This is a genomic window from Streptomyces broussonetiae (genome assembly GCF_009796285.1).
GTDB classification, from domain to species: domain Bacteria; phylum Actinomycetota; class Actinomycetes; order Streptomycetales; family Streptomycetaceae; genus Streptomyces; species Streptomyces broussonetiae.
Map to the genome: position 1 here is coordinate 781267 of NZ_CP047020.1, position 23115 is coordinate 804381.

The following is a 23115-nucleotide window of genomic DNA, read 5'->3' on the forward strand; positions in this document are numbered from 1 at the left end:
TCCTACGCCTGGACGGCCCGTGTGAACCCGGTCCTCGCGCGGTCGGCCACGGCGAGCAGGGCGATGTCGTCCTCGTGGAGGCTGCCGGCGACCACTGTCCCGTCGCGCTCGGCGACGCCGGTCACGAACCCGTAGGAGCCATCGTGCGTACGAAGGTCATGGACGACGCGGCCGGAGAGGTCGAAGGCCATGACCCAGGCGACGAGTGCGGGCTCGGGACGCACGGCCTCGGGCAGGTTCCACAGCAGGACCCGGAGGAACCCCGGCAGCGGGAGCAGCTTGTCGAGGAGCGCGTTGCGGGGCGCGGCGATCGCCACCCACACCAGCCCGTCACTGCCGAGGCTCAGGTTGTCGGGCAGACCGGCGAGGTTCTCCACGAAGGGTTCCACGGTGCCGGTCTTCGGGCCGGTGAGCCAGTAGCGGCTCACCCGGTATCCGGCACTCTCGGCCACGAGCAGGTGCGAGGCGTCCGGGGCGAGCACGAGGCCGTTGGCGAACTTGAGACTGTCGTGCAGGACGGTGACGGTGCCGTCGCGGTCGCGTCGGACGAGCATGCCCGTGCAGGAGTGCTCGACGATGTCGCCGAGATGGTGTTCAAGGTCCCAGCGGCGGGTGGACACGGTGAACCAGATGGTTCCGTCCTGGCTCTCGACCACGTTGCTGGCGAAGGTGAGCCGACGGCCCGCGACGGTGTCGACAAGTACCTCGACCGATACATCGGCCGACATGCGCAGCAGTCCGCGGTCGTGGTCGCAGATCAGGACGCTGCCGTCGGCGGACGGCTCGAGCCCCAGCGGCCGGCCGCCGGTGTTGCCCACGACCGCGCTGGCGCCGGTGACGGGGTCGAGGCGTACGACGCTGCCGTCGCCGAGCCCGGCGAGTACATGGCCCCTGCTGTCGAAGACGACGTCCTCGGGGCCGTGTCCGCCGGTCGCGAGCCGACGGGCCATGGGGAACGGGCCCGTGACGGCGGTGCGCCCCTCGTCGGGCCGGGCCCGAGGCGGCGTCCAGCGGCGGGGCGCGATGAGTCGGCGCATCGAAGTCACGGCGACAGTGTGGCACCGCGCCCGCCGATGCCGGGAGGGCACGAAACCCACCGATTCACAGCCGCTGCGGAGCGCCGCCGCGGCCGAACGTGCCACCCAGGTCAATGAGGTGGGCGAGCGGCATCGGCCTGTCCTCTGCGACGGGCCGCCGTTCCGCCGGCCCGAGCCGGCAGGCCCATCACCGGCATCGACGCGCCCGACGTCGTGCTCCGCCAGTCGGCCGACACACCCGAACAGTCAAGTGCGGCCGGTACGAAGCCAGAACTCCGGTGGCCGCACCTGGCCTTGGACATGCCGCGCGGGGCGGCCTCAGACGGGTTCGGGCTGCGGTTCCGGTCGCCGTACAGGTGCGGCTTTCGGCTCCCACAGCCTGGTGGTCCGTACGTAGCCGCGGACCACTGAGCCCATCGCCAGGATGATCAGCGGTCCGAACACCCACGGGTATTCGGCCATTTCCGTCGGCAGATAGCGATACGACGCGAGGAGCACACCGAAGGCGGTTGCACCGTGAACGACCAGCCGGATTCCTGACCGGTCCCAGCCACGTTCCAGCGAGCGCAGCGCGGCCTCGACCGTGACCACGAACACGGCGCCGGCCACGAGATCCACGCCGTAGTGATAGCCGAATCCCAGCGTTGCGCAGAGCGTCGCAATCAACCAGAACGTGCCGGCGAATCGCAGAGCCCGTGGGCCCTTACGGGAATGGATGAAGATCGCGGTAGCCCATGCCGTGTGCAGGCTGGGCATGCAGTTGCGTGGGGTGATCTCGTCGAATGGGATCGGGTGCGGGGTGTGGATCGGCGGCGGTGTGCCGGGCCACAGGTCGGCCACCGCCCAGTTCCCGCCGTCGGCGCCGTAGGCGAAGACCGGTCCGACCACCGGAAAGATCATGTAGATGACGGGCCCGAGGAGGCCTATGACCAGAAACGTGCGCACCAGATGATGCCTCGGGAAGCGTCGCTCGACCGCCACGTTGCGCAGTTGGTACGCCGCGACGGCGACGGCGGCCACCGCGAGCTGAATGTAGACGTAGTCGAGTATGTGGGCGCCGATCGGACCGGTGGCCCTGACGATACGGCCTGCCAGCCACGACGGGCTGCCCAGCGCGTGATCGGCTGTGGCCACGTACGGGTCGAGCACCGCCGGTCGGGTCCTCGACGTGATGAGCAGCCAGGTGTCACCCGCCTTGCGACCCGCCACCAGCAGCAGGCCCAGCCCGACGCCCTTCAGCAGCAGGACGCGTTCACGCCCGGCGCGGCGGGTGACAGCGATGACCCCGTAGCCCAGAATCACCCACAACGCGCCATTACCGAATGGATGGCCGTCGGTCACCTTGATGTCGGCCGCCCACCGCACCAGAAAGAAGCCGACGTCGATACCGATCGCGGCACCGATCGCGATGATCCGCTGCCGCCAGGTGAGCACCACCATCGTCAACGCCAGACTGGCGTACAGCAGGAACCCCGACTTGGGAGGGAATACCACCTCTCGAACCTGGTTGGTGATCGGCCCCGGCAGGCCGTAGCGACGCGCGGCGATCTCCAGCAAGATGAGGAATCCGAGAGCCACCGCGCCCCCCGCGGCCCACAGCACCGCCCGCGGCTGGCGCCACGCGGCGAATTCAGTTCCCCAACTTCTTCGCGAAAACACCCGCGACACCCTAGATATCAATTGTTTGGCCAATTTGTTAGACATTTGATGGAACAGGTCACGCTTCGCGCCGGACAGCAAGGCATTCCGCTGAAGGACAGCCGAGAAGGGTGCTCGTCGCGAGATCGATCATGTTATCGGAGCGAGACGGGAGTTGTGCGGGGCCTCCGTGCGGCAGCCCCTCATCGCCCCATCGCGAGCGGGACGTGCTGCGCCGGCCGGTAGAGGTGGCCCCTGCAAGGCCGGCCCGCTCCTCGCGGCGCAGTCCGGCCGCACGGCGGGCCGGGCTCCCCGACAGCCTGGCGGCCACCTCATCGGACTCGGCCACACCGTGCTCGTCGGAGCCCGTGATCCGCAGCGCGGCGCGCAGGCCGTGGCCGCGCTCGGTGCACGGTTCGTACCGATCGTCGTGAGCGACGACGTGCCGGTGGCCGCAGCGGCGGTGGATGTCGCCGACCACGAGGACGTGATCGACGTGTGATCAACAACGCGACGTGTGATCAACAACGCCGGCATCTCCGGCCCCGCCGGAGACCGGCGCGTTCCTGGCCATGCCACCGACCTCGGCTGCAGCGCCACCGAGAAGCCCGGCACCTGGCCCTGACGTCTCGTCGGCCGAGACAGCGAGACCGTCGACCGCACAGAACACTCAAACCCAGGTTCTGCTCCTCTGCTCCCGTGTTGTCGACGCCGTTCGGAGTCGGTGGTTCCGTGAGCCGCGTCCATGGCGCAACCGAAGCCGGAGGAGCGGGACTTGCTCGCGGGGGAAGTGAAATCGAGAGCCTCACCATCGGCCAGAACACCCTGGACGTGCCGTTCGCGCAGGGCTTCGACCGGAGTTGCGAGTAGCGGATCGGCACCGACTGCGAGCGAACGCGAGGACGCCAACCCCGGGACCACGGACACGCCTCCGCGCGACGGCAACGGCCTGCGATCGACCACCGCGGACGCAGCCCCGGCCGCCGGCCACCCGTTCTGCTGGTACGACCCGACTGTCCGGCCCGGTCCGGCGCATCCGCCTCCGCCGCCGCAACGCAAGCCGACCAGCGTGAGTTGCACCGGACCGCGGCCCTCCCGCTACCACGCGGCGTTCGTCGCCTCGGCACATGTCACCGGCGGCGGCCGGCCGGTCACCGGCGGTATGGTCACCTTTACGCTGGGCGGCGCCTCGTGCACCACGAGCCCGGCTCCCTCGGGCAGCGCAGCCTGCCGACTCACCCGGGAGGATCCGCCGGGACAACTGCCGTTGCCGGTCGGCCACTCCGGAACCGGCGAGTACCAGGCCGGCGCCACGGCCGCCGACTTCACCATTCTCAAGGCGCTTTCCGACCTGAGGTGCACGGGGGCCAAGAGGGTCGCAGGCGGTCAGCCCACGCAGCTGTCCGGCGTCCTCACCGAGCGAGAGACCGGAAACCGGCCGATCGCCGGCCGGACGGTGACCCTCGCCCTGGGCGCCGGGAGCATCCGGCAGGCGTGCACCGCCACCACCGACGCCCATGGGGCCGCTGTGCACCGTCCCGTCCGTCGACCAGCCCCTGGCCGAGGACGCGACCCTACCGGTGGCCGCGGAGTTCTCCGGTGAGCGGTTCCATCTGCCCTGCGGTGACTCGGCGCGGGTCCGGCTGGAGTGCTGCACCGGCCGGGCTTCCGGACTCACCGGGGCGGTGCGCCTGCCGCTCGCCGCGCTCTCGGCCGGTCCGACGCCGGACACCGGCGAACCTCGGGGTCGGGCTGCCCGGACTGCCGGTGATCGGCATGTCAGGACCGACCGCGACATCCACCAGCACCTGCAACAGGGCCGAGGGGTCGGCGTCGCTCACGCTCACCGTCGCCGGACGCGGACACCGGCCTGACCGGCACCGCCGCGCGCCTGGTGGTCTCCGGGGTCTCGGGCAACCTGGTCCGCATCAGCGTGGGCACAGCCACGAGCGCCGCGCACAACTGCCGTCGGGGCCGCGCGCAACTGCCGTCAGGAGGGCGTCGGACATCTCGACGAGCCGCCGGGCCGGGTGCCTGGCGGCTCCGACGCGCAGCGGGTGTGCGCCGACACCGACGGTCTCCGGCCACCGCTAAGGCCGTAGCGCACTTACCCGCGGACCGGCCGCAGTGCTACACCGAAAAGGGTTGTATCGGACCATTCCGCTGCCCTGCGCGGATTCGAGGAGGGTTTATGAATGCCTCGACCGACACCGTGGCCGAGTCGGCCGCATCTGTTGATCAGCAGGACGAACCGACCGTACACATTTTGTGGATCAATGCCGGTCTGAGCTGCGACGGGGACTCCGTATCCCTCACCGCCGCGAGCCAGCCGAGCATCGAGGAACTCGCGCTCGGTGCGCTGCCCGGGCTGCCCAAGGTGGCGGTGCACTGGCCGCTGATCGACTTCGAGTGCGGGCCGGTTCAGGGGGCGGACAACTTCATCGACTGGTTCTTCAAGGGCGAGCGGGGCGAGATCGACCCGTTCGTGCTGGTCGTGGAGGGATCCATCCCGAACGAACGGGTCAAGCCCGAGGGCTACTGGTGCGGTTTCGGCGACGACCCGGAGACCGGCCAGCCGATCACCACCAGCGAGTGGCTCGACCGGCTCACCCCGAGGGCGCTCGCCGTGGTGGCCATGGGCACCTGTGCGACGTACGGCGGTATCCATGCGATGGCGGGCAACCCCACCGGTGCGATGGGTGTGCCCGACTACCTGGGCTGGGACTGGAAGTCGCAGGCGGGCATTCCGATCGTGTGCATCCCGGGCTGCCCGGTGCATCCGGACAACGCCTCCGAGACGCTGCTCTACCTGCTGTACCAGGCCGCCGGTGCCGCCCCCATGATCCCGCTGGACGCGGAGCTGCGGCCGACCTGGCTGTTCGGCGCCACCGTGCACGAGGGCTGTGACCGGGCCGGTTACTACGAGCAGGGGCAGTTCGCCGAGGAGTACGGCTCCCCGCAGTGCCTGGTGAAGCTCGGCTGCTGGGGCCCGGTGGTGAAGTGCAACGTGCCCAAGCGCGGCTGGATCAACGGGGTAGGCGGCTGCCCGAACGTCGGCGGCATCTGTATCGCCTGCACGATGCCCGGCTTCCCGGACAAGTTCATGCCGTTCATGGACGAGCCGCCCGGCGGTCATGTCTCGTCGACGGCCAGCACCATCTACGGCTCGGTCGTACGGCGGCTGCGGCACTTCACCGAACACACCGCGGACAAGGAACCCAAGTGGCGGACCAAGGGCGAGAAGCTCACCACGGGCTACCGAGCACCGTGGTGACAGGAATCGGAGCGGCATCATGGCGACGGTGACGGACAAACCGGCCGGCGGCAGCCTGGTGGAGATGTCCTGGGACCCCATCACACGCATCGTGGGCAGCCTCGGCATCCACACGAAGATCGACTTCAAGGCCAGGCGGGTCGCCGAGTGCTACAGCACGTCCTCGGTCTTCCGCGGCTACAGCGTCTTCATGCGCGGCAAGGACCCGCGTGACGCGCACTTCATCACCAGCCGTATCTGCGGCATCTGCGGCGACAACCACTGCACCTGCTCGGTGTACGCGCAGAACATGGCGTACGGCGTCGCACCCCCGCACCTCGGCGAGTGGATCATCAACCTCGGCGAGGCCGCGGAGTACATGTTCGACCACAACATCTTCCAGGAGAACCTGGTCGGCGTCGACTACTGCGAGAAGATGGTCCGGGAGACCAACCCGGGCGTACTGGAACTCGCCGAGCGCACCGAGGCCCCGCACGCCGCCGAGCACGGCTACCGCACCATCGCGGACATCATGCGGTCGCTGAACCCGCTGGAGGGCGAGTTCTACCGCGAGGCGCTCCAGGTCAGCCGCTACACCCGGGAGATGTTCTGCCTGATGGAGGGCCGCCATGTGCACCCCTCCACGCTCTACCCGGGCGGCGTCGGCACGGTCGCCACGGTGCAGCTCTTCACCGACTACCTCACCCGCCTCACCCGCTACGTGGAGTTCATGAAGCGTGTCGTCCCACTGCACGACGACCTCTTCGACTTCTTCTACGAGGCGCTGCCCGGATACGAGGACGTCGGCCGGCGCCGGGTCATGCTGGGCTGCTGGGGCGCCCTCAACGATCCGGAGTACTGCGACTTCACCTACGCCCGGATGTCCGACTGGGGCCGGCGCATGTTCGTCACCCCGGGTGTGGTGGTCGACGGCAAGCTGGTCACCAACGACCTCGTCGACATCAACCTCGGCATCCGCATCCTGCTGGGCAGCTCGTACTACGAGGACTGGGCCGGGATGGAGAAGTTCGTCGAGTACGACCCGCTGGGCAACGAGGTCGACGAACGCCACCCCTGGAACCAGCACACCATCCCCGCCCCGCAGAAGCGCGACTTCGACGACAAGTACAGCTGGGTGATGTCCCCGCGCTGGTTCGACGGCAAGGACTACCTCGCTCTGGACACCGGTGGCGGGCCCATCGCCCGGCTGTGGTCCACGGCCCTGTCCGGTCTGGTCGACATCGGATACGTGAAGGCCACCGGAGACAGCGTCAGGATCAACCTGCCGCGGACCATGACCAAGCCGGAGACCACCCTCGAGTGGCACATCCCCAAGTGGAGCAACGCCATCGAGCGGAACCGGGCCCGCACCTACTTCCAGGCGTACGCGGCGGCCGCGGCCCTGCACTTCGCCGAGCAGGCGATGGCCGAGGTCCGGGCCGGGCGCCACCAGACCTGGGAGAAGTTCGACGTGCCGGACGAGTCGATCGGCTGCGGCTTCACCGAGGCCGTGCGCGGTGTGCTGAGCCACCACATGGTCATCCGCGACGGCAAGATCGCCAACTACCACCCGTACCCGCCCACGCCCTGGAACGCCAGTGTCCGCGACACCTACGGCACACCGGGCCCGTACGAGGACGCGGTGCAGAACACGCCGATCTTCGAGGAGAACCCTCCGGAGAACTTCAAGGGCATCGACATCATGCGCGCCGTGCGCAGCTTCGACCCCTGTCTGCCGTGCGGCGTCCACATGTACGTCGGCGGCGGCCGGACCGTTGAGCACACGCACATGCCCACCGGCCTGAGCGGACTGCCCGCCTGACCGGGCGGGAGAAGGAAGGGGCCGTCGATGGCCGGACCGGACGTGGGCGAGCGGGTCGCCGCTCTCCTCGACGAACTCGGGCGCTCGGCCGACCCGCAGGTCCGCGCCCAGGCCGATGAACTGGTGCGCACGCTCGTCGAGTTCTACGGCGAAGGGCTCACCCGCGTCGTCCGGCTGCTCCGCAACGCCCCGCCCGGCGCCGATCCCGTCGGTGTACTCGTCGCCGACGAACTCGTCGCCGATCTGCTGATCCTGCACGACCTGCATCCGGACGACACCCTGACCCGGGTCGAGCGGGCCCTGGACAAGGTCCGCCCCTACCTCGGCTCGCACGCAGGCGATGTCGAGGTCGCCGGTCTCGACCCGGCCGCCGTCGACGGGCCGGTCCTGCTGCTGCGGCTGCGCGGCAGTTGCGACGGCTGCCCGTCGTCCGCCCAGACCGTGCGCTGGACCATCGAGGAGGCCGTCGCCCGGCTCGCGCCGGAGATCGCCCGGATCGACGTCGAGAGCGCGGGCGACACCGCCGACGGCGGACGGCCGCTGCTGCAGATCCTGCCCCGTCCGCCCGAGGACGCGCCCGGCCGGAGCGCCCCCGACGGTTCGGTGCCGGGTCGCGCGCACTGGCACACCGTCGTACCCGGCTGTCTCCCCCGCCGCGAGGAAACCCTGGTCACGACAGAGATGGACGGGGCCGGACTGCTGCTCGTACGCCTGCCGGGCGGCCTGTACGCCTACCGCGACCGCTGCCCTGCCTGTGGCGCCCGGCTCGGTGATGCCGCGCTCGCCGGAGACCTGCTGCGGTGCGCCGGCTGTGGCGCGGACTACGACGTACGGCACGCGGGCTCGGGGGCCGGCGGGCACCTCGACCCGCTGCCGCTGTTGCAGGAGGACGGCTCGGTGCGCATCGCGCTGCCCGACTCCCAGGAGGCGGCGTCGTGACCGCCGACGTCCTGCGCCAGTTCACCCGCCGGCCCCCACCGCCCGGTGAGCGGTGCGAGCTGTGCGGCGAGCCGCTTCCCGCCGAGCACCGGCACCTGGTCGACACCCGGCTGCGCACCCTCAAGTGCGTCTGCCCCTCCTGCCATCTGCTGCTGGACCGGCCCGGCGCCGGAGGCGGCCGGTTCCGGTCCGTACCCGACCGCTATCTCGTCGACCCCGACTTCCGGCTGGACGAACAGGACCGCGCCCGGCTGCAGATCCCTGTCGCACTCGCCTTCTTCTTCCGGAACTCGGCGCTGGACCGGCTCTGCGCCTTCTATCCCAGCCCGGCCGGTGCCACCGAGAGCGAACTCGATCCGCAGACCTGGGAGGAGCTTGTCGGCCGCACCCGCTTGACTGCTCTGCTCGAACCCGACGTCGAGGCGCTCCTCGTCCAGCAGGAGGACCATGGACCCGGCCTGTGCGCGCTGGTCCCGGTCGACGTCTGCTACGAACTGGTCGGCAGGATGCGCCTGCACTGGAAGGGCTTCGACGGTGGCGCCGAGGCGCGAGCGGACCTCGCGGCCTTCTTCGAGCACGTCCGGGCCGCCGCCCGCCCCCTCGGCCCAGGGGGCGCGCCATGACCGACCTCGAGTTCAGCTGTACCGGCGTGCGGCCGGAAGCCTACGGCACGGGACCCACGCTCCTGTTCGGGCTGCGGATCGAGGAGAGCGACCACCGGCCCGTGCACGCCGTCGCCCTGCGCTGCCAGATCCGTATCGAGCCCGCCCGCCGTACCTACGACCAGGAGGAGGTCGACATGCTCGCCGACCTCTTCGGCGAACCCGGGCGCTGGAGCACCACGCTCAAACCGCTGCAGTTCGCACACGCGTCGATCACCGTGCCTGCCTTCACCGGGGTGACCGAGGTCGACCTGCCCGTTCCCTGCACCTACGACACCGAGGTGGCCTCGGCGTCGTACTTCCGGGCGCTGACCCAGGGCGAGATACCGCTCCTGCTGCTCTACTCCGGCACCGTCTTCACGGGACGTGAGGGCTTCCGTGCGGAACCCATCCCATGGCACAAGGAGTCCACGTACCGGATGCCCGTCCAGGTGTGGCGGGACATGATCGACGCCTACTTTCCCGGTACCGGCTGGATTCGCGTGCGCAACGACTGCTTGGAGGCGCTGCGCCGTTACCGGTCCCGACATGCGCTGCCGTCCTGGGAGCGGGTCTTCACCGACCTTCTCGAGGCCGCCGACCCGCAAGGGAGGCCGTGGACATGACCGGCCCCGTGCACACCGAAGACACGCTGGCCCACGCCCGCGCGGTCGCCGACGCGGTCCTCTACGAGGGCTACGTCCTCTACCCGTACCGTGCGTCGGCTGCGAAGAACCGGCTGCGCTGGCAGTTCGGCGTGCTGAGCGCGCCCGCCCTGACCGGCGAGGGCGAGACCTGCGCGCTGCGGTCCCAGTGCCTGCTGGAGCCGCGGACCGCGGCCACAGTCGATGTCGAACTGCGTTTCCTGCGCGTACGGCGGCGCACCGTGGAGCGTCTCGGCGCCGACGGCACGGCTGTCGAAGTGCCCGAGCTGGAGCTGCCCGACCGCATCCTCGTCCCGTGGGACGAAGGCGAGGAGGAGCGCATCCGTATCCATCTGCCCGCCCATGTTCCGCCCGCGGACGGCGAAGACCTCGACGTCGCCTTCGACCTGCCCGCCGCCACCAGCAGGGAGCCTGTCACGGACGCGGCCGGACGGACGGTGGGGCGGCTCGTGCGCCGTACGGCACGCGTCACCGGCAGCCTGCTCCCGGCCCTGGAGGAGCTGCCCGGTCCGTACCGTGTCCTGCGGCTCACCGTCACGGTGCGGAACACCACGCCCGTACCCGCGGCGCGCAGTGATCGCTCCGCGGCCCTCGCGCATGCCATGATCGGCACGCATCTTCTGCTCTCCGCGCCGGGCGGTCACTTCCTGTCGATGACCGATCCACCGGAATGGGCCCGCGCCCACGTCGCCGAGTGCCACAACGATCACACCTGGCCCGTCCTGGCCGGCACGGACCGGGAGGACGACGTGGTCCTCTCGGCGCCCATCATCCTGGAGGACCATCCCGCGCTCGCCGAGGAGAGCCCCGGGCCGCTGTACGACGCCACGGAGATCGACGAGATCCTCTCCCTGCGCACGGCGGCCCTCACCGAACGGGAGAAACGCGAGGCACGCGGGACCGATCCGCGCGCCGCCGAGGTCATCGACCTCGTCGACAGCATGCCCCCCGCCGTACGCGACCGGCTGCACGGGACGATCCGCGCGCTGCACGACGTCACCGCGCAAGCAGCCCCTGCGCCGGACCGGGGGCTGGAGCTGCCCGGCGGGACCGGGCACCCCTGGTGGGATCCGCAGCAGGACCCGCAGGCGGCGGAGGCGGACGCGACCGTGGTCGTCGACGGCGTCCTGATCGGCGCCGGAAGCATCGTCGTACTCGCCCCGGGCGCCCGCCGGACGGATGCTCAGGACGCCTTCCTGCGCGGGCGGCGCGCCACCGTCGAGGCGGTGGTGACCGACCTGGACGGCGAGACGCATCTCGCGGTGGTCCTGGCCGACGACCCGGGAACCGACCTGCGGCGCGCCCAGGGCCGGTTCCTGTACTTCCGGCCCGACGAGGTCAGGCCGCTCACCGAGGAGGGGCCATGACCACGGCGCCCACGCCGGGCGGCCCGGCCGTCCTCGTGGCCGGCATCGGCAACGTCTTCCAGCGCGACGACGGCTTCGGCGTGGAGACCGTCCAGCACCTGGCCCGCCGCGGCCCCGGTGTGCTGCCGCCGGAAACGGAACTGATGGACGTCGGTGTCCGCGGACTGCACCTCGCCTACCGGCTCCTGGACGGCTGGCGCACGCTCGTCCTGGTGGACGCCGTGCACCGGGACGGCCCTCCCGGCACGCTCTACACGATCGACGCGGGCAGGCCCGCAGCACGCGACGACGGCGGGCCGGCCGGCCCACTGGACGGTCACGCGATGGATCCGGCCGCCGTACTGCGGCTGCTCAGGCGCCTGCATGCCGCCGTGGGCGGCACCCTGCCGGACCACGTCTACGTCGTCGGCTGCGAGCCCGGCGACGTCGGCGACGGCCTCGGTCTCAGCCCGCCGGTGGCGGCAGCGGTGGACCGGGCCGCCGATCTCGTCGCGGAACTGGCGCGACGGGCGGCTCACACAGCGACGAGGAGTTGACCCATGAACAGCGGACATCCGGGTCTGGCCTGGTTCGGCCTCGCGGTCGGTCTGGTGCTCGCCTACGAGATGGCAAGGAACCTGTCGGACGCCCAACGCTATTTGCGCATACGACGCATGTGATCGGTGGACAGAGGTGTCGGCGGCCGGTCGTCACCGGGGGCGATGGCATCCGTCAGCTGAACATAGCGCTCCAGGAAGACATGGAGGATGCCGTGCAGCTCCCCCAGGCGCACGAACCACAGCGCCAGTTCCATCGCTCCCTGGTGGGTCAGCGTGTACACACGCCGGGCCGGGCCGTGGTCCGAGGCGTCCCAGTGGGAGGTCACCGCGCCGCACGTCTCCAGGCCCCGCAGCACGCGGTAGACGTGCGCCGACTCGGCCTCCGGCCAGCCCATGTCGACCAGTCTGCGCACCAGGTCGTAGCCGTGCCCCCGACGCTCGGCCAGCAACAGGAGCAGAACGGGCGTAAGCAGCGTGCGGCGCTCGGCCTCGTACGGGTTCATCGCTCCTCCAGCCTAGCCAATCCGCCTTGTGCGCCCCATCCGAAAGCCCGGGCGCACGGGAACCAGGAGGTGGCGGACATGCACGAGCTGTCCCTCGCCGCAGCCGTCGTCGACGAGGTGAGCCCGCTGGTCGGTACGGACGTCGTACGCTCGGTGACCCTGCGGATCGGTGAACTCGCCGCGGTCGTCCCCGAGGCCCTGGAATTCGCCTTCGCGGTGGCCGCCGAAGGCACCGCGCTGGCGGACGCCGAGCTGCTGATCGACACTGTTGAAGGACGAGCCCGCTGCGACGGCTGCGGCCGTGAGGGCCCCACCGGGATGCCCCCGGTGCTCTGGTGCGAGGTATGCGCCCGGCCGCTCGTCCTGCTCTCCGGCCGCGAACTGGAGATCGTCCGGCTGGTCACGGATCCCGCCCCCGGACCGGCCCCCGCCGCCCCTGCCGCCTCGGACAAGGAGCACTCCCCCACCCGGAGGTAGTCCATGTGCCGCTCGGTCGACCTGCACAGGGCCGTACTGGCGAGGAACGACGACAACGCCACCGCGCTCCGCCGCTACCTCGACCGGCACGGCACGACCGCCGTCAACCTGATGTCCAGTCCGGGCAGTGGCAAGACCGAACTGCTGGAGGTCCTGCTCACACGCGCCCGTGAGCAGGGCGCACGGGTCGCGGCCGTCACCGCCGACCTCGCCACCGAGAACGACGCCCGGCGGCTGGCCCGCTCCCGTGCCCCCGTCCAGCAGATCCTCACCGACGGCCTGTGCCATCTGGAGGCGGGGATGCTGCAGGCCCGGCTGGAGCCCTGGCTGCCCGAGGGCACCCGGCTGCTGTTCGTGGAGAACGTCGGCAACCTGGTCTGCCCCGCCTCCTACGACCTCGGGGAAACCCTGCGGATCGTGCTGGTCTCGGTCACCGAGGGCGAGGACAAGCCCCTGAAGTATCCGGCCGCGTTCGGCCTTGCGCAGGCCGTCGTGGTCACCAAGACCGACCTCGCCGAAGCCGTCGGCTTCGACAGGTCCGGGTTCCGTGCCGGCCTCCGGCAGGTCAACCCGCACGTCCCCGTCTTCGAGACGTCCGCCCGTACCGGCGCGGGCGTCGACGACCTGCTCGCCCATGTCATGGCCTGTGCCGACGGCCGGGCTCCGCACACGCCCGTCCTGGCGCGGCAGCACGCGCACCACCTGCACCACCATCCGGCTGCGACAAGCACCACGCCCGTACCGGGAACGCCGCCATGACCACGGCACGCGCACGTCGGCACGTCACCGTGCGGGGCGTCGTCCAAGGCGTCGGCTTCCGCCCGTTCGTCCACGCGCTCGCGGCCGAGCACGGGCTCAGCGGCTGGGTCGCCAATGACGCGCGCGGTGTGGATACCGAGGTCGAAGGGCCGGTGGCCGCCGTGAGGGCGTTCTGCGAGGAGATCGGCACCCGCGCACCGCCGCTCGCCGTCGTCGAGTCCGTGGAGCATCGCGCCGTTCCCCTCGGCCACGACACCGGCTTCACCATCCGCCCCTCCGGCGGCGGTCCCGGGCGCACCCTGGTCTCTGCGGACACCGCCACCTGCGACGCCTGCCTGTCCGAACTGGCCGACCCCGCCGACCGCCGCCACCGGCACCCGTTCATCACCTGCACCCATTGCGGTCCCCGCTTCACGATCATCACCGGGCTGCCCTACGACCGGGGCACCACGACCATGGCCGGCTTTCCGCTCTGCCCGGACTGTGCCCGCGAGTACGCCGACCCCGCCGACCGGCGCTTCCACGCCCAGCCGATCGCCTGCCCGCGCTGCGGCCCCCGGCTCGCGCTGCTGCATGCGCCCGGCGCCGCCCACACCCTGCCCGGCGCCCTGGACGCGCCCGGTGTCGCACGGGATGCCGAGGCGCTCGCCGAGGCGCGCCGGATGCTGGCGGACGGAGCCGTCGTCGCGGTCAAGGGCATCGGCGGATACCACCTGGCCTGCGACGCATCCGACCGGTTGGCCGTACGCACTCTGCGCAAACGCAAGAACCGCGGCTCCAAGCCGTTCGCCGTCCTGGCCGACGGCATGGCGACGGTGGAGCGCGTCGCCCAGGTCGGGGAGGCCGAGCGCGCCCTGCTGCTCGGTCCGCGCAAGCCGATCGTCCTGCTGCGCCGCCGCGCGCCGGCACCGCAGGAGGTGACGGCCGAGGTCGCCCCGGGCAGTCCCGATCTCGGTGTGATGCTGCCGTACTCCCCGCTGCACCGGCTGCTGCTGGGGCTGCCCGGCGACCCGCCCGGCCCCAGTGTGCTCGTGCTGACCAGCGGCAACCGGGCCGGCGAGCCGATCGCCACCGATGACGCGGACGCGCTGCGGCGGCTGGACGGCCTGGCCGACGCCTGGCTGCTGCACGACCGGCCCATCCACGTGCCCTGCGACGACTCCGTGGTCCGCATCTGCGACGGCACGGAACTTCCCGTCCGCCGTTCCCGCGGCTATGCGCCCTTCCCCGTCGCCCTGCCCGCACCGGTCGTTCCCGCGCTCGCCGTCGGCGGCGACCTGAAGAACACCTTCTGTGTCGGCGACGACCGGTACGCCTGGCTGTCCGCGCACGTCGGCGACATGGACGACCTGGCCACCCTGACCGCGTTCGAGCGGGCCACGGCCCACCTGGCGGACCTCACCTGCGTCGCCCCCCGGCTGCTGGTGGCCGACCTGCACCCCGGCTACCGGTCCTCGCAGTGGGCCGTACGCGCGGGACGGGAGCGCGGGCTGCCGGTCGCCCGCGTGCAGCACCATCACGCACACATCGCCTCCGCCATGGCCGAACACGGCCTCGACGGCACCGCACCGGTGATCGGCGTGGCCTTCGACGGCACCGGCTACGGCGACGACGGCACCGTCTGGGGCGGTGAGGTACTGCTCGCCGACTACGCCGGATACCGGCGCCTCGCCCACCTGGGACGCGTGCCGCTGCCCGGCGGTGACGCGGCCGTACGCAACCCCTACCGGATGGCGTTGGCCCACCTGTGGGCCGCAGGCCTGCCGTGGACTTCGGCACTGCCGAGTGTCACCGTCACCACGCGCGGTGAACGAGCTTTGCTGGAGCGGCAGTTGGCGCGAGACCTGAACTGCGTGCCCACTTCCAGCATGGGTCGCCTCTTCGACGCCGTGTCCTCGCTCACCGGAGTCTGCCACCGGGTCGCCTACGAGGCACAGGCCGCGATGGAGCTGGAGTGCGCGGCGCTGGCGGAGCCCGACGACGGCACGGACGACCGGGCCTACCGGTTCGCGCTGCACCCGGAGTCCGAGGAACCCGGTGCCGCGCTGGTGGCCGACGCCGCACCGGTGCTGGCCGCCGTGGTCGTGGAGGTGCTCGCGGGGATCACGGTGGGGCGGATCGCCCGCCGGTTCCACGAGGCCGTCGTCGCCCTCGTCCTCGACGTGTGCCGGGCGGCCCGGCAGCGCACCGGGATCGACACGGTGGCCCTGTCGGGCGGGGTGTTCTGCAACACCCTGCTCACCTCGGGCTGCCGCACCGCGCTGGAACGGGACGGGTTCGCCGTCCTCGCGCACCACAAGGTGCCCCCCAACGACGGCGGCCTGGCCCTCGGGCAGTTGATCGTCGCCGCCCGGACCGGAACGTGAGGAGCTCATCATGTGCCTGGCCGTTCCCGGCCGCGTGCTGGAGATCGAGGAACGGGACGCGACGCGCATGGCGAAGGTCGACTTCGGCGGCGTCGTCAAGGAAGTGTGCCTGGAATACGTACCCGAGATGCAGGTGGGTGACTACGCGATCGTGCATGTGGGGTTCGCCCTGCAGCGACTGGACGAGGAGTCAGCGAAACAGACCCTGGAACTCTTCGAGAACCTCGGGGTCCTGGAGGAGGAGTTCGGCGACGCCTGGGCGAAAGCGGCCCGCGACGCCGGTGCGGAGCGCCCCGCGGGCACCACGCCACCGCAGGGCCCCGCACAGGATGCCGACGAGGAGGGCCGGCCATGAAGTACCTCGACGAATTCAGCGACCCGGTGCTCGCCCGGCGCCTCTTCGACGAGATCAGGGCCCTCACCACGCAGCCCTGGTCGCTCATGGAGGTGTGCGGCGGACAGACGCACTCGATCATCCGGCACGGCATCGACCAGTTGCTGCCGGACGAGATCCAGCTCATCCACGGACCCGGATGCCCTGTCTGTGTCACTCCGCTGGAGACCATCGACAAGGCTCTGGAGATCGCCTCGCGTCCCGAGGTCGTCTTCTGCTCCTTCGGTGACATGCTGCGCGTGCCCGGCAGTGGGCGGGACCTGTTCAAGGTCAAGAGCGAGGGCGGCGACGTCAGGGTGGTCTACTCGCCCCTGGACGCGCTGCGCATCGCCCAGGACAACCCCGATCGTCAAGTGGTGTTCTTCGGGATCGGGTTCGAGACCACCGCGCCGCCCAACGCCATGACCGTGTACCAGGCGAAGAAGCTGGGGATCGGCAACTTCAGCCTGCTCGTCTCCCATGTGCGGGTGCCGCCCGCGATCGACGCCATCATGAACTCCCCCGACTGCCGGGTGCAGGCGTTCCTCGCGGCCGGTCATGTGTGCACGGTGATGGGCACCGCCGAATACCCCGAACTCGCCGAACGCCACAAGGTCCCCATCGTGGTGACCGGCTTCGAGCCGCTCGACATCCTGGAAGGGATCCGCCGCGCGGTACGGCAGCTGGAGGCGGGCCGGCACGTGGTCGAGAACGCCTATCCGCGTGCCGTGCAGCCGGAGGGCAGCCCGGCCGCCAGGGCCATGCTCGCCGACGTCTTCGAGGTGACCGACCGGGCGTGGCGCGGGATCGGCATGATTCCCCGGAGCGGCTGGCGGCTGTCGCCCAGGTACCGCGACTACGACGCCGAACACCGCTTCTCGGTGACTGACATCGACACCCAGGAGTCCACGGTGTGCCGCAGCGGCGAGGTCCTCCAAGGGCTGATCAAGCCGCACGAGTGCGCCGCCTTCGGCAAGCAGTGCACCCCGCGCAACCCGCTCGGCGCCACCATGGTCTCCAGCGAGGGCGCCTGTGCGGCGTACTACCTCTACCGCAGGCTCCAGGTGCCGACCACGCAGGAGGCGAGTTCCGTTGGCTGACACACCCGGCGCGGGCGGCTCGACGTACGCGTCGGCCGACTTCTCCAGCTGGACCTGTCCCGCTCCGCTGCGCGACCACGAGCGCATCATCATGGGCCACGGCGGCGGCGGAGCCCTGTCGGCCGAGCTGGTGGAGCACCTCTTCGTGCCCGCCTTCGGCAACGACGTGCTGTCCGAACTGGGCGACTCGGCACGGCTGCCCGCCTCCGGAGAACGGCTCGCCTTCTCCACCGACTCCTTCGTGGTACGGCCGCTGTTCTTCCCCGGCGGGAGCATCGGTGACCTGGCGGTCAACGGCACGGTCAACGACCTCGCCATGTCCGGGGCCCGGCCGCTCTTCCTGTCCTGCGGGTTCATCCTCGAGGAGGGCGTGGAACTCGCCGTGGTGGCCAAGGTCGCCCAGGCGTTCGGCGCGGCCGCGCACAGGGCCGGGGTGACCGTGGTCACCGGTGACACGAAAGTGGTCGAAGCCGGTCACGGGGACGGGGTGTTCATCAACACCGCCGGTATCGGCCGCATCCCCGACGGCGTCGACATCCACCCGGGCCGGGCCAGGCCGGGCGATGTGATCCTGGTCAGCGGGGCCATCGGGGTGCACGGCGTGGCGATCATGAGCGTCCGCGAGGGCCTGGAGTTCGGCGTGGAGATCGAAAGCGACACCGCCCCGCTGGGTGACCTGGTCGCGCAGTTGCTCGCCGCCTGCCCGGACGTGCATGTGCTGCGCGATCCCACGCGCGGCGGTCTCGCCACGACCCTCAACGAGATCGCTGGCGCGTCGGGCGTGGGAGTGGCCCTGCGGGAGGACGCCCTTCCCGTGCCGGACACGGTCGCCAACGCCTGTGCCCTCCTCGGCCTCGACCCTCTCTACGTCGCCAACGAGGGCAAACTGGCCGCGTTCGTGCCCCCGGACCACGCGGACGCCTGTCTGGCCGCCCTCAGAGCCCATCCGCTGGGCAAGGAGGCGGTGGCCATCGGCCACTGTGTGCCCGACCATCCGGGCATGGTCGTCTCGGCCACGGGCCTCGGCGGCACCCGCGTGGTGGACATGCCACTGGGTGAACAACTGCCCCGGATCTGCTGAGGGCGGCTGTCGGCCGCGGTGTCAGCGGCCGGTGCCGGCGCCGGCACCGTCGTGCCGAGAAGCGCTGCGGCCGTGCCGGGGGCACCCGGCACGGCCGACACGCTTCCGGCGGGAATCCGGCGCCGGCCCGATCGGTCATGCGTCTCGCGCGGCCTCGGTCCGGGTGAACCATCGTCCCAAGTAGGCCGCGACCTCCTCCGGGATCTGTGCCTGCAGGCCGATGTGCAGGTCCGGGCGGACCAACACCAGTGAACCGTCCGGCAGGTGGCGCGAGGCGTCGGTGTCCGTGGGGCGCACCGGGCGGACGGCGACCGGCAGCGGTAGGCCGGCCAGCGCCTGCGTCAGCGCCGGGTCGGGCTCGGCGTCCCGGTTGACCGGGAGCAGGGTCCAGTGCTGGTAGGAGAGCAGGTCGTGCAGGCGGTGCTGCCGCCCCTCGGCCCACACGGGCCGGTCCGGCATCCGGTCTCCGCCTCCCTGTGCCGAGAGCGGACTCTCCCGGTGGTGCAGGTCCAGGTCGCTGATCCGGTCACGGATGCGGTCGGTCGCCCAACGGCTGCGCAGGACGTGACGGCCGAGCAGTCTCATCATCAGCAGGGTCCGCCGGGTGCCCGGCGATTCCAGTACGTCACGCCTGGTCCGGCGCATCACCCGCAGGGCGGTGCTGCGCTGCTCGGTGGAGTAGGTGTCCAGCAGCGCGGGCGACGCCCAGCCGCGTACCACGCCGGCCAGTTTCCAGGCCAGGTTGTGCGCTCCGCGCAGCCCGGTGTTCAGTCCGCGTCCGCCGATCGGCGCCCACAGGTGCGCGCTGTCACCGGCCAGCAGGGCCCGCCCGGAGCGCAGCGAGCGGGCGAACCGGTCCTGGAAGCGTGCCCTGTTGGTCCACAGCGGCAGCGTCGGCGTGAGCCAGACGTCGGGCTCGTGTGCGGCGCGGATCAAGAGCTGCCGCATCTCCTCCACGGTCACCGGGGTGAGCGGTGTCGTATCGGGCTCGCGCGTGAAGGCGAAGCAGCGGTATCCACCGCCGGGGCGCGGTGCGCAGCCGATCGACAGGTCCTTGTCCAGCAGGAGGTAGGTCCGGTCCCCGTGGTAGGGCAGGCTCCAGTCCACCTTCGCGTTGAGCTGAGCGACCTGCAGGTGGCGTCGTGGGCCGCCGTCGAAGGGCAGGCCGACGGCCTTGCGCACCAGGCTGCGTGAGCCCTCGCAGCCGACCACCCAGGCGCAGCGCAGGGTCCGCGGCCGGCCGTCCGCGCCGCGGACCTCGACCTCGGCTCCGTGCTCGGCCACCCGGACCGCCGTGGCCTCGGTGGACCACTCGATCGCACCGCCCACCTCGGTCAGCCGCTCTCCCAGCAGACGCTCCACCGTGTCCTGCTCGATCGAGAGCGGGTTGGGGTAGCGGGTGCCGCTCGCGGACAGGTCGAGGACTCCGATCTGCCGTCCCTGAGCGATCAGTTCGGTCGGGTTGAGCGTCACCCCCGCCGCCACGAACCGGTCGGCGCAGCCGAGGTCGGCCAGCGCTTCCAGGGCCCGGTGCCAGATCACGCCGGCGCGGGCCTCGCGTTTGCTGCTGTCCTGTTTCTCCAGGACACGCACGGCCAGCCCGTACTGACGCAGGCCGATCGCGAGGGCCAGGCCGGTCGGTCCTGCTCCGACGATCAGCACGTCGCAGTCGTACGTCTCCATGTCACGCTCCGCCACTCGCCACCTTCTCCAGGTCACCCACCACTGCCTGAAGGGGCGGCAGACAGAGCATGCGCCGCTGGGCACGACGGATTCGTGCGGTCACCTCGGTGTCGTTCAGCACCTGGTGACATACCGCGGCGGTCTCGTCCGGCGAGGGGATGCGCCGGCCGAGGCCGAGTTCCTGCACCCGGTCGGCGTTGGCCGGCTGGTCCCCGAAGGCGGGCAGCACGGCCATCGGCACCCCGGCCCCGACGGCTTCCCTGATGCTGTTGTATCCGCCGTGGGTGAGGAGGAGCTGGGTGCAGCGCAGGAGCAGCGGCTGTGGTACGACGTCCACCAGGCGTACCCGGCCGGTCGTCGGCGGGTGGTCCACCCGAACCCCTCCGGTTGCCACGACGGCCTGGCAGTCGAGTTCGGCCAGGCCGGCGACGACCGCGTTGAGCAGGCCCGGCGCATCGACCACCGCGGCGGGGACGGAGGGCAGCACGGTTCCGATCGATGCCAGTACCAGCGGGCGGTCGGAGGGGAGTTCGGGCACCCAGTCCGGCAGCACCTCGCCGGGATCGATCTCGGAGGGTTGCCGGTAGCGGTAGAACCTTCCGGTGCGGTGGCGGGCGAAGGAGAACTCCGGGGGCATGCAGTCCAGTCGGCCGTGCCGGTGGAGCGCGTCCGGGTCGTCCTCGGCCGGCAGGCCGAGCGCGGCGCGCCGCTGGTTGAGCTGGGGCTGCAGGACCACCGGGTCCAGGTAGTTGGCCGCTCCCGAGGGTGCGGCCAGGTGCGGCAGCCCGAGTGTCTCCGCCACCAGGTATCCGGTGAACTCGCCGCCGTCCCGGATCACCAGGGCGGGTGCGAACGCGCGGGCCACGGGCAGCAGTGTGCGGTAGCTGTCGACGAGATGGGGGCCTGCGAACAAGTCGAGTGCGCGCCGTTCGGGCGGTCCGTCGGGCTGCGGCGTGAAGCGGGCGAGCGGGTCGGCCAGGAGTGGTTCCCGGCGCAGCGGCAGGCCGTCGAACAGCCCGAGCAGTCTGGCGGGCGCCGCGACGAGCACGTGGTGGCGCACGGCCACGAGCGCCGAGACCAGCGGCAGCACGGCATTGACATGTGAGGGCGATCCGGTGACGGTGACAAGGACACGCATGGCGACATCTCCTGATGGGTTGTCACTGGGGTCGGGCAGGCGCACACCGCCGGGCCGGGGAGTCATCGCCGACCCCCGCGCACGACGTCCACCAGGCCACCGGCGTCGACCGGCAACTCGGCGCCGTGCCAGGCGACATGGCCGTCGGGGCGGACCAGGGCGTACGAGCTGCGGTAGGCCGGCGCCCTCGTCAGCCCGAGCGGGACCCGGCGGACCTCGAAGGCGCGCGCCACCGCCTCTAGCCCGGGCAGGTCGGGGTGGGAACCTGAGGCGACCAGATGGAAGCCCGAACCGAACAGGTCCAGGCTCGAGGATCCAGGGCCCAGCCAGACATGTGGGGCCCGGCCACCGGCAACGAGGTCGGCGCACCAGTCGTACTCGGTGACATCGTCCGGGACGATCACCGGGGAGGCGTAGCGGTAGCCGAAGTGCATGTCCGGGACCTCGAACTCGCGCCGTACACCGCTGCGTTCGATGCCGCGGGCGAGTTCCGTCCGCGCCCTGGCGCCCTGTGCGGTGTCGAGCAGGATCTCCGTCGGCAGCCGGCGGTCGAGGGTGCGGCGCAGGTTGCCGTCGGCCTCGGCCAGACTGTGTTCGGCCACCGGGCGCCGCTCCTGCTCGTAGGAATCGAGCAGCGTGGGACCCGCCCAGCCGGCGAGTTCCGCGGCCGGTTTCCAGCCGAGGTCGGCCGCGTTCGCGATGCCGGTGTTCATCCCGAAGCCGCCGGAGGGCGACAGGGTGTGGGCGGCGTCCCCGGCCAGGAGCACCCGGCCCTGGCGGTACCGCTCGGGGACCCGGTGGGTCAGGTGCCAGACGTTGTCCGAGAGCACCTCGATGCTTGTCTCCAGGGCGATCGCCGACCGGACGGCCGAGAGGGCGTCGCACGAGGTGTGGTCGCCGACGGTCAGCCGGTACAGGTCCCGGCCGTCCATGGCCCGCAGCGGGTAGCGCAGGTCCGGCGGCTGGGTCAGGAAGTACACCGGGGCGCCGCCCGGTCCGAGTTGCTCGCGCAGGCGGGGAGCCCGGAACAGTATGTTACGGAAGACCCGGGTCCGGCGCCGGGTCGGCGCCGCGATCAGCAGGGCAGCGCGGACCCTGGAGGCAGCGCCGTCGCATCCGACCAGGTAGCGGGCGTTGACGTGGAGACGCCTGCCGTCCGACAGGTCGGTGGCGGTGGCCCGAACCTGGTCGTCGTCCTGGACGAAGGACTCCAGACGGCACTCGCGCGGCAGCACCCCGGGTCCTACGGCCTCGGCCAGGAGCGGGAGCAGCCAGTGCTGGGGGCAGACCTGCTCGGGCTCAGGTGTGCAGGGCGGGGCCGGACGGGTGTCGGTGGTGCCGAAGTCGAGACGATGGATCTCGTGCCCGCCGACCGCTGTCACCCATGCGATGTCGAGCGGATGGTCACCGGGACGGCCGGCCCCGCGGATCCGCTCCGCCAGGCCCCACCGGCGCATCAGCTCCATGGGCCGGGGCCGACCGTGCCGACTCGGGGATGGCGGATCCGGCTGTCGCCGGCCTCGAGGACCAGGCAGTCCACTCCTCGGGAGCGCAGGTCCAGGGCGAGCGCCAGCCCGACCGGTCCGCCACCGATGATCAGTACTTCGGTCTCCTGCACAGCGCCTCCGCATCCCCCGGGAACATTCGGCGTAGTGGGCCGGCCAGCAACTACGACACGTGTCGTGGCAACTGCTCGGATCTGTGGGGTGCGCCCACCAGGCACTCACCGCGCGG

Annotated in this window: 21 protein-coding genes and 1 pseudogene; 15 read left to right on the forward strand and 7 right to left on the reverse strand. The window is 71.3% G+C overall.

Annotated elements, in window-relative coordinates; genetic code table 11:
* Positions 1-2: 2 nt before the first annotated feature.
* On the reverse strand, positions 3-1037 hold the full coding sequence (locus tag GQF42_RS03785) for an SMP-30/gluconolactonase/LRE family protein (RefSeq protein WP_158929729.1): 1035 nt from the start codon (positions 1035-1037) through the stop codon (positions 3-5).
* Between the two features lie 318 nt (positions 1038-1355).
* A complete protein-coding gene (locus tag GQF42_RS03790; protein WP_407699529.1) occupies positions 1356-2639 on the reverse strand; it encodes a phosphatase PAP2 family protein in 1284 nt (427 codons plus the stop codon).
* A gap of 367 nt (positions 2640-3006) precedes the next feature.
* Between GQF42_RS03790 and GQF42_RS03795 the strand changes: the two are divergent.
* The 9 genes and pseudogenes from GQF42_RS03795 to GQF42_RS47590 form a co-directional block, all read left to right on the forward strand.
* Positions 3007-3174, forward strand: a pseudogene (locus tag GQF42_RS03795) (short-chain dehydrogenase); the annotation flags it as partial.
* Positions 3175-4866: 1692 nt separating this feature from the next.
* Positions 4867-5949, forward strand: a complete 1083-nt coding sequence (locus GQF42_RS03800; protein WP_158917620.1) for an NADH-quinone oxidoreductase subunit B family protein — start codon at positions 4867-4869, stop codon at positions 5947-5949.
* A gap of 19 nt (positions 5950-5968) precedes the next feature.
* The gene (locus GQF42_RS03805) at positions 5969-7750 is read left to right on the forward strand and encodes a nickel-dependent hydrogenase large subunit (protein ID WP_158917622.1); all 1782 of its coding nucleotides are present in this window, start codon (positions 5969-5971) and stop codon (positions 7748-7750) included.
* A gap of 27 nt (positions 7751-7777) precedes the next feature.
* A complete protein-coding gene (locus tag GQF42_RS03810; protein ID WP_158917624.1) occupies positions 7778-8689 on the forward strand; it encodes a NifU family protein in 912 nt (303 codons plus the stop codon).
* A complete protein-coding gene (locus GQF42_RS03815; RefSeq protein WP_158917626.1) occupies positions 8686-9312 on the forward strand; it encodes a DUF5947 family protein in 627 nt (208 codons plus the stop codon). The genes GQF42_RS03810 and GQF42_RS03815 overlap by 4 nt, the downstream gene beginning before the upstream one ends.
* A complete protein-coding gene (locus tag GQF42_RS03820) occupies positions 9309-9956 on the forward strand; it encodes a DUF6084 family protein (RefSeq protein ID WP_158917628.1) in 648 nt (215 codons plus the stop codon). Before GQF42_RS03815 ends, GQF42_RS03820 begins: the two co-directional genes overlap by 4 nt.
* Positions 9953-11362: a hypothetical protein gene (locus tag GQF42_RS03825; RefSeq protein WP_158917630.1), complete on the forward strand. Its 1410-nt coding sequence runs from the start codon at positions 9953-9955 to the stop codon at positions 11360-11362. Before GQF42_RS03820 ends, GQF42_RS03825 begins: the two co-directional genes overlap by 4 nt.
* Entirely contained in the window at positions 11359-11898 is a 540-nt protein-coding gene (locus GQF42_RS03830; RefSeq protein ID WP_158917632.1) for a hydrogenase maturation protease, read from the forward strand. Before GQF42_RS03825 ends, GQF42_RS03830 begins: the two co-directional genes overlap by 4 nt.
* 3 nt (positions 11899-11901) lie before the next feature.
* Complete coding sequence (locus tag GQF42_RS47590; RefSeq protein ID WP_375991628.1) at positions 11902-12021, forward strand: DUF6893 family small protein; 120 nt, start codon at positions 11902-11904, stop codon at positions 12019-12021.
* Here GQF42_RS47590 and GQF42_RS03835 read toward each other — a convergent pair.
* Entirely contained in the window at positions 11997-12404 is a 408-nt protein-coding gene (locus GQF42_RS03835) for a helix-turn-helix transcriptional regulator (RefSeq protein ID WP_158917634.1), read from the reverse strand. The genes GQF42_RS47590 and GQF42_RS03835 overlap by 25 nt on opposite strands.
* 78 nt (positions 12405-12482) lie before the next feature.
* Here GQF42_RS03835 and GQF42_RS03840 point away from each other — a divergent pair, with 78 nt between their 5' ends.
* The 6 genes from GQF42_RS03840 to hypE are packed head-to-tail and all read left to right on the forward strand — an operon-like array spanning position 12483 to position 18560.
* Complete coding sequence (locus GQF42_RS03840; RefSeq protein WP_158917636.1) at positions 12483-12881, forward strand: hydrogenase maturation nickel metallochaperone HypA/HybF; 399 nt, start codon at positions 12483-12485, stop codon at positions 12879-12881.
* A 3-nt stretch (positions 12882-12884) separates the two neighbouring features.
* Entirely contained in the window at positions 12885-13640 is a 756-nt protein-coding gene (hypB, locus tag GQF42_RS03845; RefSeq protein ID WP_158917638.1) for a hydrogenase nickel incorporation protein HypB, read from the forward strand.
* The gene (gene hypF, locus GQF42_RS03850; protein ID WP_158917640.1) at positions 13637-16006 is read left to right on the forward strand and encodes a carbamoyltransferase HypF; all 2370 of its coding nucleotides are present in this window, start codon (positions 13637-13639) and stop codon (positions 16004-16006) included. The genes hypB and hypF overlap by 4 nt, the downstream gene beginning before the upstream one ends.
* Positions 16007-16016: 10 nt before the next feature.
* Positions 16017-16361 (forward strand): HypC/HybG/HupF family hydrogenase formation chaperone, encoded by a 345-nt coding sequence (locus tag GQF42_RS03855; protein ID WP_158917642.1) that lies wholly within the window; start codon positions 16017-16019, stop codon positions 16359-16361.
* The gene (hypD, locus tag GQF42_RS03860; RefSeq protein WP_158917644.1) at positions 16358-17479 is read left to right on the forward strand and encodes a hydrogenase formation protein HypD; all 1122 of its coding nucleotides are present in this window, start codon (positions 16358-16360) and stop codon (positions 17477-17479) included. Before GQF42_RS03855 ends, hypD begins: the two co-directional genes overlap by 4 nt.
* Entirely contained in the window at positions 17472-18560 is a 1089-nt protein-coding gene (gene hypE / locus GQF42_RS03865; RefSeq protein ID WP_407699478.1) for a hydrogenase expression/formation protein HypE, read from the forward strand. Before hypD ends, hypE begins: the two co-directional genes overlap by 8 nt.
* A gap of 135 nt (positions 18561-18695) precedes the next feature.
* Here hypE and GQF42_RS46850 read toward each other — a convergent pair whose 3' ends face one another.
* From GQF42_RS46850 to GQF42_RS46855, 4 genes are all read right to left on the reverse strand, one after another.
* Positions 18696-20258, reverse strand: a complete 1563-nt coding sequence (locus GQF42_RS46850) for an FAD-dependent monooxygenase (RefSeq protein ID WP_158917646.1) — start codon at positions 20256-20258, stop codon at positions 18696-18698.
* Positions 20245-21381, reverse strand: coding sequence for a glycosyltransferase (locus GQF42_RS03875; RefSeq protein WP_158917648.1), 1137 nt, complete (start codon positions 21379-21381; stop codon positions 20245-20247). Before GQF42_RS03875 ends, GQF42_RS46850 begins: the two co-directional genes overlap by 14 nt.
* 62 nt (positions 21382-21443) lie before the next feature.
* On the reverse strand, positions 21444-22847 hold the full coding sequence (locus GQF42_RS03880) for an FAD-dependent monooxygenase (protein ID WP_267906123.1): 1404 nt from the start codon (positions 22845-22847) through the stop codon (positions 21444-21446).
* Positions 22838-22999: an FAD-dependent oxidoreductase gene (locus GQF42_RS46855; protein ID WP_267906124.1), complete on the reverse strand. Its 162-nt coding sequence runs from the start codon at positions 22997-22999 to the stop codon at positions 22838-22840. The genes GQF42_RS03880 and GQF42_RS46855 overlap by 10 nt, the downstream gene beginning before the upstream one ends.
* Positions 23000-23115 lie beyond the last annotated feature (116 nt).